An 11,717-nucleotide genomic window follows, 5' to 3' on the forward strand; every position below is an offset into this window, starting at 1 on the left:
ATCATAAATCACCAAGAAATTTCTTATTTCTTCTCGAAAACTTTTCTGGATAGTCAATCTTTGGCTATCCTGTTTTTTATAATAAGATTATGCTAAAGAAAAATGAAAAAGTAACAGGTACATTTTCGTTGCAGCGTTGCGTTTTCATTCCTGCTCATTATCAAGGCAGACTACATTTGCAAGCACGTGCCGCAAATGTAAAAGCATGTAAAAAATAAAGCCCGCACCTTTTTTTACATGAAGTAATGCCTGAAATGCTATAAGCTATATATAGTCAGAAGAAGAGGAGTGGTGATATATGTATTGTGAAAAATATGTTGAAATGGGCAAAAAAATTCGTTATTACAGAATCATGCAGGAGCTGGGGCAGGGGATGCTCGCAGAGCAGATAGGCATTACTCCGCAGTATTTGAGCAAAATAGAGCACGGAAGCGCGCGCCCGAGTATGGACCTGGTATTCCGCATCGCCGATAAGCTGCAGGTGAAGGTGTCGCACCTGCTGGAGGCCTGCTGATACTTTAAGCCGGGCATGGATTTTTCCTCCTTTTTGTGGTACAATACCCATGTAATTGCTTCTGCTCGAGGCAATTAACAGCGTGACTGCCCCAGGGCAGCATACATGTAAGGAGGCAATTTAATATGAACGAGCAAAACAGCGTTTTAAACATCATTGGCAAGGTAAGCGGATTGTTATCCAAGTACATCGCCGTCGTGATTTTAATCACCTCTGCGATTGCCTTTACGCATCCGCAGGAATTCATGTGGATTCCGCAGTATACCGCTCTCTTCCTGGGCACGGCAATGTTCGGCATGGGCCTGACCATCAAGCGCGAGGACTTCCAAATCGTCTTTTCACGACCTAAGGAGGTTATATCCGGCTGTATCCTGCAATACACCATCATGCCCCTGGCAGCCTATCTGTTGGCTGTAGTGATGAATCTTGATACTGATATCGCTCTGGGCGTTATCCTCGTAGGCTGCTGCCCCGGCGGTACCGCCAGCAACGTTATTGCCTACATCGCTAAGGGTGACGTTCCCTTATCCGTTGGCATGACCATCACTTCGACTTTGATTGCACCGCTGGTAACACCTGTGCTGGTGTACCTGCTGGCAGGTTCCTGGGTTGAGGTAAGCTTTATGGCTATGGTACTTTCCGTAGTGAAGATTGTACTGCTGCCTGTGCTTGCAGGTATCATCTTAAACAGCCTTTTCCACGAAACCATCGTCAAGCTGGGCGGTATTCTGCCGCTAGTTTCCGTTGTAGCGATTGTAACCATTATCGACGGTATCGTTGCTGTCAATGCCGCTAAGCTGATGAGCTGCGGTCTGATCGTTATGCTGGCTGTTGTCCTGCACAACGGCATCGGTATGGCACTGGGACTGGGCATGGCGCGTCTGATGAAGGTATCCTACGCTAAGGAAACCTCCATTGCTATCGAGGTTGCTATGCAAAACAGCGGTCTGGCGCTTGCTCTGGCGACCGCAAACTTCGCCGCAAATCCGCTGGCTACGCTTCCGGGCGCTATCTTCAGCGTATGGCACAATGTTTCCGGTTCTATTTTCGCCAGCTGCCGCATCAAAGAGGTAGAAGAAAAGCAAAAGCTGGAGCTGAAGGAGCACGCAATAGCAAAATAAGCATAAACACTAAAGGCACTACTGTGAGCGCAGTAGTGCCTTAATTATTTGTATAGCGTAGGGCAGGGGAGCCTACATATTATTTTTTGCTTTTATTATCCAAACCGAAGAGCATTTCCATAGGCTGCTCCGGCGCTTCCTTAACCGTTGCGCCTGTGCTGAAGCCTGGCATTTCCGCCTTGGTCAGCTCAATTTTGCCGTATTGGCGCTCATAATCATCAATAACCCCTTTCAAAATCTGTTCGATTTCCTTATTTACTGAACGACCATTTATCTTTGCCAAATGCTTCATCTTATTCATAATAATAGGATGAATGCGCAGTGTAAAGCGTGCTTCTTCCATGAATACTCCCTCCAGATTCTGACTATTCTACTAATTATTATAGGCAAGAACAGCGCTTTTGGCAAGGAGATAATCTTTTTTAGCAACAGCTAACTGTTTTTACAAGAATTTCAGACAATAGATATGCAAATATGCTATAATAAATACCATAGTGTAAATTTTAGGAGGCAACAATGACTTTAGCAATAAATGCCGTATACCACGGCTTTAAGGTTTTACAAGCACAATTTGTAGATGAAATCAGCTCCCAAGCATATATCATGGAGCATATCAAGAGCGGCGCACGCCTTTTGTGCCTTGCTAACGATGACGATAACAAGGTTTTTTCTATTTCCTTCAGAACTCCGCCTGCAGATGATACAGGTGTGGCACATATTCTGGAGCATTCCTCTCTCTGCGGCTCCCGCAAATATCCCTTAAAGGAGCCTTTCGTGGATTTGGTCAAGGGCTCTCTGAACACCTTTTTGAACGCAATGACCTTCCCGGATAAGACCATGTATCCCGTTGCCAGCCGCAACGATAAGGACTTCCATAACCTGATGGACGTATATCTGGACGCTGTGTTCTATCCGTCCTTCTACCAAAACAAATACACCCTGCGTCAGGAGGGCTGGCACTATAATCTGGACAGCCTCGACGGCGAGTTGAGCTACAACGGCGTTGTTTATAACGAAATGAAGGGTGTGTATTCTTCGCCAGACGCATATCTGGAAAACGAAGCAATGAAGGCTTTGTTCCACGACAACTGCTACCGTTTTGAATCCGGCGGCTATCCGGACGCTATTCCGCAGCTGACTCAGGAAAAATTCGAGCAGTTCCACAAAACCTATTACAGCCCGGAAAACAGCTATATCTATTTATACGGTGATATGGATATCGACGCTACCTTGGAATATCTCGACAGCGAATATCTGAGCAGCTTTGAAAAGACGGGCACTGTTGATTCCTCCATCGCAGAACAGCAGCCCTTGCTGCGTACTGCGGATATCGAAGCCTTTTATCCGGTTGGGGCAGAGGAGGACTGCACTGCCAAAACATATCACGAGCTTTCTATCGTAACAGGCAAGGCAACCGACCTGCAGACCAGCATGGCTCTGAGCCTGCTGAAAAGCACATTGCTGGACAGCGAATCCTCCGCACTGCGCCGTGCACTGATGGATGCAGGTGTGGGCCAGATTATCAACGGCAGCTATACCTCCAGTATGTATCAGCCGGTATTTTCTATCCGTGCCAGCGGCAGTGAGAAGGAGCTACGAGATAAATTTATCAGCGTAATCTATAAAACACTGCAGGACATCACCATCAACGGTATTGATAAAAAGCTGTTGGAGGCTAACATCAACTCCATGGAATTCAAGCTGCGTGAGGCAGATTTCGGCGGCTATCCCAAGGGACTGATTCTGGGCATCGGCGTTATGGATAACTGGCTGTATGACGGCAATCCGATCGATGGCCTCTGTTACAACAAATATATCGCAGCACTGCGCGAGGGCCTGAAAACCAATTATTACGAAAGCATTATCGAAAACTATCTGCTGGATAACACTCATAAGGTGCTGGTAACCCTGCTGCCGCAGCCCGGCAAGGAGGAGGCAGACCAGGAGGCCGCTGCTGCCAAAATGAGCGCTATCAAAGCACAGATGAGCCAGGAGGAGCTGCAGCAGCATATCGACGAATGCGCCGAGCTGCACCGTCTGCAGGCTACTCCCGACAGTGAGGAAGCACGCGCAACCATCCCTGTACTGAAGCGCAGCGACATCAGGCAGGAGGTAGAGAAGATTGAAACGCAGGAGGAAGAGCTGGGCGCAAGCCATTTGCTGTATCTTCCGCGCAACACCAATAAAATCGCTTATACCAGCTTCTATTTTGATATTACCGATATGGAAGCCGAAAAGCTGCCTCTGTGCTATCTGCTCACAGATATCATGGGCAAGTTCAACACCGAGCGCTACAGCTATCAGGAGCTGGCAACCAACGCCATCATGTATACCGGTGGTATTGCGTTCGCTGTACGCGCCTTCACCGAAGCAGAATCTACGGATGATTATAAAATTTACTTCTCCACCAAAGGCAAATGCCTCACCGATAACCTGCCGAAAATGCTGGATATCCTGCAGGCCATTGCTTTGGAAAGCAAGCTGGACGATCTGGAGCGCTTCCGCGAGCTGGTATCCGAGCTGAAAACCGATTGGGATGACAATTTCTTCAACCGCGGTCAGACCGTTGCTATCACCAGACTGTTCTCCTATTGCTCTGCCGGCGCACGCGTCAACGAGCAGGATGAATTCAGCTATTACCAGTTCCTCAAAAAGCTGACCGATAACTTCGACGAGCTGGCACCGCAGGTACTGGAGCAGTTGCGCCTGTTAATCAAACGCTTCTTCCAGAAGAACCGTTTCCTGCTCAGCTATAGCTGTGACGTAAAAGAGCAGGCAACAGTAAGACAACAGTGCCTTGATTTCATCAGCAAGCTGTCTGAGGCAGAAGCAGGGGAGAAGGCTGAGGTTCTGCCCGTAGGCACCGTTAACGAGGCTATTGCTACCGCAGGTAAGGTACAATACGTTGCTGCAGGCGGCAACTTTGCTAAGCACGGTCACAAATACGTGGGCGCGATGGCTGTACTGGAAACCATTCTGAGCTACGAATACCTGTGGACCAAAATCCGTATTCAGGGCGGCGCTTACGGTGTTACCGCACGCTTTGAGCTGAACGGCGTAGGCGTGTTTGCATCCTACCGCGACCCGCAGCTGCCGAAAACTCTGGAGGCTTACCAAGGTTTGGCAGAATGGCTGAGAAACGAAGAATTCCCCGAACGCGAGCTGAACAAGTACGTTATCGGTACCATCAGCACGATGGATAAGCCCCTAACCAACAGCATGCGTCTTGACAAGGCAACCGCGCAATATCTGAAGCACGTTCCCGTTGAGCTGCGCCAGCGCATCCGCAACGAAATCCTCAATGTAAGCAATAAAGACCTGCAAGCACTGGCTAAGGTAGTAGAGGACATGCTCAGCGACGGCCTGATCTGCGTAGTCGGCGGCAAGCAGCCTATCGAAGCCAATAAATCTTTGTTCAACAATATCATCAATGCGTAAATCTGTACGCTAGTAAATTTACGCTAAGGTTAATAAAAACCCGTGACGTCCGAAGGGAATCACGGGTTTTGTTATACGGAAAAACAATATTTACTTAGTCCAGCTCGCCGTTCTGCGCCTGTTTTACCAGCTCCTGATAAGCGTTATAAACGCCGTTGTTGAAGCAGGTAAGCACAACGCTCATGCCATAGTCGACATTGGCATTAATCCATTCGGTGCAGGTCAAAAGAGCGATACGGGCAGCCTCGTCCACAGGATAAGCATAAGCACCGGTAGAAATCGCCGGGAAAGCAATGCTGTGCAGATGATGCTTGCGCGCCAGGTCCAGGCTGTTCTTGTAGCAGTCGGCCAGCTCCAGTCTTTGTTCAACCTTACCGTTGTAAATAGGGCCTACGGTATGAATAATATAGCTTGCAGGCAGGTCATAGCCATAGGTAATCTTGGCAGCACCGGTTGTGCAGCCGCCTAAGGTTTTGCATTCCTCCAGAAGCTGCGGTCCTGCAGCGCGGTGGATAGCACCATCAACGCCACCGCCGCCTAAAAGCGTGCTGTTGGCAGCATTGACAATTGCGTCGCAGTCCAGCGTAGTAATATCACCGCGCCAAACGGAAATAGCGTTCTGCTGCTTGTTCTTCTTGGCATCAGCCAACAGCTCCTTAATCATCCGGTTTTGAATATTGAAGGGAGCAGGGGAAGCAGGATTAAAGATAATACCCGCAATGCCGTCCATTTGCAGGATAGCTTCAAAGTAGTTGACTAAAGGACGGCTGATAACATTGCAGGGCTTGCCATGCTCATAGGATTCCTTACTGCTGAAGGCAGTCATGTATTCCAGGCCGCTTTCGGTAGTCTGCGTCTGCAGCAGCAGTTGGCCCTCCAGCGCATCGGCAGCAGTAGGAATGAGCACCTCGGCACCTTCCTGCAGCATTACGCTGACTGCATGCAACAGCTTCACCAGATTTGCCTCGCTCTGCTCCGCAGCAAAGAATTGCTGGGCGTTCATGATAATATCAGTAGATGGATGTAACATATGCGTCATCTCCTTGTAAAAATCGTTTACACACATTCATAACTATAATATATAACAAAAAAACAGCTCTGTAAAGAGCTGTTTTTTGTATTTGACGCTAAAGTGACATCATTTTACATGCATTTTACAGTCAGGTTATTAGAGCATACGGAATACAGAAATAACCTTACCAAGCACCTTAATGTTGTCAGAACCTACAATAGGCTCGTACTTATCGTTTTCCGGCTGCAGGCGCACACTGCGCAGCTCGCGGAAGTAGCGCTTAACGGTAGTTTCCTCGCCGTCAATCAGGGCAACAACAATATCGCCGTTATTAGCAAAATTCTGCTTACGTGCAATAATGTAGTCATGATCCAGAATACCTGCGTTAATCATGCTGTCACCGCATACGGAAAGCATGAAAACATCATCGTCGCAGCCAATCAGGTCACGAGGAATAGGATAGGTCTCTTCGATGTTCTCGACAGCAAGAATAGGAACACCTGCAGTAACCTTGCCAACCAGCGGTACCGGAACAAGGAGCTTGTTTCTCCAGGCATCGCTTTCGCTCATCAGCTCCAGAGCACGCGGCTTAGCAGCATCACGCTGAATGAAGCCATACTCTTGCAGCTTCTTCAGATGATTATGCACGCTGGCACTGGAGGATAAACCTACTGCTGCACCAATTTCGCGTACAGCAGGCGGATAACCCTTATGATTAATAAAGGTACGGACAAATTTTAAAATATTACGTTGGCGTTCAGACAACATTTCTTCAGTATAGTTGCCATCAAAGTCTGGCGGGAGCGCTTTTCTTCTTCCCATTTTAGACCCTCCAATCATTTGTTTATAGATTACCTTATACAAATTATAGCAGATAAAAGTAATTTCGTCAAACAGCAGTGCGCACGGTGGCTAATTTAACATAAAAATGCTACAAGCTTCTCAAAACATCCGGGGGAGGAGCAAAAAGCAAAGAATTCTCATTATCTGACGCTTTTTTCAGCATTTTCCTCAGTTGGGAAATAAGCATGTCTATAATACGGCCTTTTTACCGCAAAGACTGCAAAATAATATTTTACGTCCGATAATGTATATTATGTTAAATTTTCCTTTTCTCAGACGTGAGATTTTTATGCACTGTAACTCATTGCACCCGTGTAATTAAAAGTGCCATTCGTTTAGTTGCTGTTCAAGGCTTTTTTCCGTTTCAACGTCGGTTTTTTTGATAAAAAGCATCGCAGTAGCGGCTTTTTGGTTGCAGCTTAGTAAAATTTTGTTGTTATAAGCAAAATCCTTCAGCAATTGGGTATCAGCATTGATGCTAATAAGAGCTTTTTCCTTTGTGAAGTCAAAATTTGTCTTATAATCCTTCAAAGCAAAGTAATCATTGCCAAAGCCCTTCAGTCGCTGCAGACCATCATTAATAAAGCTTTCCACAGCAAGCTTGTTGGCAACAGGCGTTGCTAAAAGCTCTTTAGCATCAGCGTCATTAATATTATCTACGCTGACGGTAACAAGCAGATGATTCCAATGCTCCAGAACATTGCGCATGCCGCTGGTGTAAAGCTCCGTAACCTTCTTCTGGTATTCAGGATCAGACGCCGGAATAGCAAATACAGAATAGATATTGTCATAATCTGTATTTGCGGCAACCTCCTGCATTTGCTTCATAGAAGAAGCCATAGTCAGATAAAAGGTGCCTTTATTCTTATATCGCATGTTCAGCTGACCACAGAACCAGTCATCCGGCAGCTGCACACTTTTGCCGACTGCAGTATCAGTAAAGCTGATGGCCTTCGGTGTGCTTGTCGGAGCAAAAGCCTTAAAGCCCTTCAGCAGATCAGTGTGTGCTTTATCAAAGCGCTGCATTGTTTCTGCGGGAATGTCGCGCAAAGCAACATTTTCTACCTGCATAGCCTTTTCTACTGCTTCCTTTATAGAAGCTGCGTCCTGAGGCTTTGTTTTTGCTGCTTTATCCTCACTGCCTGCTTCGTCAGTATCGATATCTTCAATATCATCGATATCAACATCTGTATCAGCGTCAGCAGCCTTTTCGTCCTTCTTCGGAGCGTATACATCCTGATCACTGTTCACCGTCGACAGCAGATAAAGTCTGTCATTGGCAGAAACCATGCTGGTATCAATTTTAAACAGTACATCAGATTGCTTATAGATATAAGAAATGGTAATTGCCTTTTTACCAGCAATCTTGCCTACCTTGATTACAGGAGTAAGCTGGTCCAGCTTCTCCTTGAGCACCTTGCTTTGGATAGTTACATTACCATTGCTGTCGTGCTCTGCATATTTTTCAAGCTCCAGTAACGGCGCAGGCACGGTTTTCGGATTAAGCTGGGAGCGCTCCAAAAGCGCCAGCTTCTCATATTCCGCATCAAAATAAGCAGTAGAGAATTTTTCGCCTAAAATCTGCTCCATATCCTCTGCTGTATAATAGTTAACAATATTAACTGCGGTATTTTTTAAATCCTCTTCGTTCTGATAAGCCTTTTTGCTGCTAATATTGGTATACGCATAAACCTTCTTCGCTTCCAGCTTATAGTAAGGCTGTCCGTCCTTAACGCTGTAGCCTGCGTAGCTGTTTTCGTAGGCTGAAGCATGCGCAGCACACAAAACAAGCGCTGCCGCCAAGGCTGTAATTTTTTTCATATACTCACCATCCTTTTGTTGGAAAAACAGTGAAATTATTTATTGTAGACGATGTTAACCATCACGCCGCTGCCCAGGTTGCAGGCATTAGCTTCGTCGGTATCAATATGAACCTCGTCAGCATGCTTTACGCCCGCACGTACCAGAACATTATGCAGTGTTACGGAACGCTCGCCCTCTGTCTGGATATCAACGATATCGCCATCCTTCAGGCCGTATTTTTCAGCGGTTTCGGGGTACAGATGCACGTGGCGCGCAGCGATGATAATACCCTCCTTCAGCTCCAGCTCGCCCTTCGGACCGATGAGCTTAGCGCCAGCGCTGCCTGCGATATCGCCGCTGTTGCGGATAGGAGCATCAAGGCCAACCTTGCGTGCGTCAGTCAGAGAAAGCTCAATCTGGGTTTCCGGACGCAGAGGACCAATGATACGCAGCTTCATGGAATCCTTGGGAGTTACCATGGTAATCTGTTCTTCGGAAGCAAACTGACCAGGCTGGCCAATCGGCTTTTTAACGTGCAGCTCGCTGCCTTCACCAAATAAAATATCCATATGCTCACGGCACAGATGTGCGTGACGTGCAGAAACACCTAAAACTATCGGAAATTGCATTGTATGTCACCTCGTAAAATAATTTTTTGTTTATATACTTATTATAGCTTGAATTGTGGTAATTGTCATCAGTTATCGAAATTTTTTTCATATAATAGGATATCAGCTACAGGCAAAGCTTCTTTTTCCTACATATATACAGGAAAAAAATAATAGGACCGGGTTTCCCTAGTCCTATTATTACACAAGATTTTTTTAGAATTGACCGCTTACCATGAAATGGATGTGAGTTGAATCTACATCAGTATTATTGATTTCCTTAATCAAAGGCACGCCCAATGTTACCACAGCACCTATGTGCTTGGTGATGTTGCTGCGCACGCCCAGGCCACAGCTTGTCAGTACATGGCTGTCAAAGGCACTGTCGCCAAAGACCTGACCATGATCCATAAAGACGAAAGCATTAGTCTTTTTGTCCTTAGTCACAGGCACGGAATATTCCAAGCCCACACTGTAGCCACTGTCGCCGCCAAGCAGGCTTTCTTTGTAGCCGCGTACGCTGTACATGCCGCCAATGTAGAACTGGCGGGCGGAAGGCAGATAGTTATTGAAGCCACGCTGTGCGTCCAGGCGCAGGCTCAAAAGCTGCCCATGCTGATACATTTTCTGGTACAGGCCGTTAAGCTGGTACAGGGAAAAATCCTTGTCCTTATCGGCAATATTGGTATGCGTACCGGCGTTAAAGCTGTGCTTTTGGTAAATAACAGAGCTTGCGCCGTAATTAGTTACGGAATAGCCTGCCGTAACGCCTTTAATGGTATCATCGAGCCAATGCTGGCCGCTGAAATCAGTCTTGGAATTTTGCTGGCCGTAATCAAGTGTTGCTTCAGTACGAGTCTTTTCCGTCACTACCAACGGCTGGCTCAGGCCAACGTTCATGGCATAAGCATGACCGCGTACATTCAACGGCTCCAGCTGTCCGTCCGTAATGTGAACGCTGTTAGCGCTGTACTGCAGGTTCAGCTTGGTACCGCTATGGCCTAAAGGCCTGCTGTAGCCAAGGCCGAAGGATTTGGTGCCATCGCTCAGCATCGTGTTCAGCGTCAGCGCGTCACGCACACCTGTCAGGCTTCTGTCCGTAAAGAACAGGCCGCCACGGTATTCGCCGCTCGTATCACTGCCTGCGTTGTCACTGTAAACAGTCCAGGTGATGTTTTGCGGTTCATAGGCGCTGATGACATAATCCGTAGTGCCAGGCTCACTGCCGGCCTGCAGAGAAATGCGCAGCTGCACGTCATTAGCAGCGTTAAAGCGCAGTAAATCGTCATTCAGCTTGTTGATGTTGGCAACCTCACCCTGCTTCAGGCTCATACGCTTGCTGATGTATTTGCTTTTGGTATACTTGTTGCCCTGCACCTCAACAGCATTCGTTTTGCCTTCGATAAGCTCAATTTTTACCGTACCGTTTTTAATTGTCTGTGCCGGCAAAATTGCACGACAGGTAAAGTAACCATTATCAAGATACAGCTTGTTAATTTTATTCACCAGCTCGTACAAATCCTTGACGCCAACCTCTTTACCGATATATTCGTCCGTCAGCTTCTGCAGCTCTGCCTGCTCCAGTACAGTGGATTCATCCAGCTCAAGCTTTTCCAGCTTAAAGGTTACTGCCGCCTGCTGCTCCGAATCAGGCTTTTCGCTCCCCTGCTCTACCTTGCTGCTTGCCTTGGCCTTGTCCTCGGCAATCTGCTTGGCAACACGCTGGCGCTCCATATACTCTATCGCTCTGTTGGCTGCCACACCGGCGTTGTTCAGGCCGCTTTTATGGAATTCTGCTGCCTGCTCATCTGTAGGCCCTGCAAAAGCAACGGCACTGCATCCCAGCAAAAGCGTAACCAGAAGCAAGCTTGTTTTATTAGTAATCATCGTCAACACCCCTTTGATATACATAACTTTGCTGCATCCGGCAGACTAATTAGCCTGCCAGATGAGCTGCATTATTTTTTTATATTCCTTTTCCAGATGCTTGATGATTACATCCAGCACGGTATAAATCATGTCGCCCTCCAGCCTGCCATTTTGGCAGAGCAGGCAACTGTCCAGGTAGAGTGAACCGTCATCTGTAAGATAATATTTGAACACCTTATATTGACGGTTCACCTTGTTGATTTCCCTCAGAATAGCCACTTCGTTAGTCTCATTGACAGCATTTGCTGCCAGCTGCACGCGAAGCATACCATAAATACTGCTGTCCAGGATGACCAGCGTCGGCAGACGCTGGCCTTCAACAACAATGTGAGAACGGAAGACCACTGTGTTCAGCTTATCCTCGCTAATCTGTTCAATGGCAAAGCAGGTAATCTTCTTATCATCCAGATATTTGATAAAAGCCTCTGCCTTTTTGTTCATCAGCGTTT

General features: G+C 47.0%; 10 protein-coding genes and 1 pseudogene. 3 read left to right on the forward strand and 8 right to left on the reverse strand.

The features are described from left to right. The first annotated feature begins 298 nt into the window (after positions 1–298). Both BN587_RS09065 and BN587_RS09070 read left to right on the forward strand, forming a co-directional pair. Complete coding sequence (locus tag BN587_RS09065; protein ID WP_021720803.1) at positions 299–514, forward strand: helix-turn-helix domain-containing protein; 216 nt, start codon at positions 299–301, stop codon at positions 512–514. 125 nt (positions 515–639) lie between these two features. After that, complete coding sequence (locus tag BN587_RS09070) at positions 640–1,635, forward strand: bile acid:sodium symporter family protein (RefSeq protein ID WP_021720804.1); 996 nt, start codon at positions 640–642, stop codon at positions 1,633–1,635. 79 nt (positions 1,636–1,714) lie between these two features. Here BN587_RS09070 and BN587_RS09075 read toward each other — a convergent pair whose 3' ends face one another. Then, a complete protein-coding gene (locus BN587_RS09075; RefSeq protein ID WP_021720805.1) occupies positions 1,715–1,978 on the reverse strand; it encodes an Arc family DNA-binding protein in 264 nt (87 codons plus the stop codon). Between the two features lie 173 nt (positions 1,979–2,151). Between BN587_RS09075 and BN587_RS09080 the strand changes: the two genes are divergently transcribed. Further along, a complete protein-coding gene (locus tag BN587_RS09080) occupies positions 2,152–5,073 on the forward strand; it encodes an insulinase family protein (protein ID WP_021720806.1) in 2,922 nt (973 codons plus the stop codon). A gap of 94 nt (positions 5,074–5,167) precedes the next feature. On the opposite strand, the gene BN587_RS12240 is transcribed toward BN587_RS09080, so the two are convergent. The 7 genes and pseudogenes from BN587_RS12240 to BN587_RS09110 form a co-directional block, all read right to left on the reverse strand. Further along, entirely contained in the window at positions 5,168–5,737 is a 570-nt protein-coding gene (locus BN587_RS12240; RefSeq protein ID WP_044484755.1) for an O-acetyl-ADP-ribose deacetylase, read from the reverse strand. A 3-nt stretch (positions 5,738–5,740) separates the two neighbouring features. Further along, a pseudogene (locus BN587_RS12245) lies at positions 5,741–6,139 on the reverse strand (SseB family protein); the annotation flags it as partial. A gap of 102 nt (positions 6,140–6,241) precedes the next feature. Further along, positions 6,242–6,907 carry a transcriptional repressor LexA gene (lexA, locus tag BN587_RS09090; protein ID WP_021720808.1) on the reverse strand — a complete coding sequence of 222 codons (666 nt, stop codon included), beginning with the start codon at positions 6,905–6,907 and terminating at the stop codon, positions 6,242–6,244. A 339-nt stretch (positions 6,908–7,246) separates the two neighbouring features. Then, positions 7,247–8,749 carry a hypothetical protein gene (locus tag BN587_RS09095; protein ID WP_021720809.1) on the reverse strand — a complete coding sequence of 501 codons (1,503 nt, stop codon included), beginning with the start codon at positions 8,747–8,749 and terminating at the stop codon, positions 7,247–7,249. 35 nt (positions 8,750–8,784) lie between these two features. Then, complete coding sequence (gene pduL, locus BN587_RS09100; RefSeq protein ID WP_021720810.1) at positions 8,785–9,360, reverse strand: phosphate propanoyltransferase; 576 nt, start codon at positions 9,358–9,360, stop codon at positions 8,785–8,787. A 195-nt stretch (positions 9,361–9,555) separates the two neighbouring features. Continuing rightward, positions 9,556–11,226, reverse strand: a complete 1,671-nt coding sequence (locus tag BN587_RS09105) for a ShlB/FhaC/HecB family hemolysin secretion/activation protein (protein ID WP_044484734.1) — start codon at positions 11,224–11,226, stop codon at positions 9,556–9,558. A 45-nt stretch (positions 11,227–11,271) separates the two neighbouring features. Continuing rightward, the gene (locus BN587_RS09110) at positions 11,272–11,709 is read right to left on the reverse strand and encodes a YbjN domain-containing protein (RefSeq protein ID WP_021720812.1); all 438 of its coding nucleotides are present in this window, start codon (positions 11,707–11,709) and stop codon (positions 11,272–11,274) included. Positions 11,710–11,717: the final 8 nt, after the last annotated feature.

The sequence above is a fragment of the Phascolarctobacterium succinatutens CAG:287 genome, from assembly GCF_000434895.1.
In the GTDB taxonomy this organism is placed as follows: Bacteria; Bacillota; Negativicutes; order Acidaminococcales; family Acidaminococcaceae; genus Phascolarctobacterium_A; species Phascolarctobacterium_A succinatutens_A.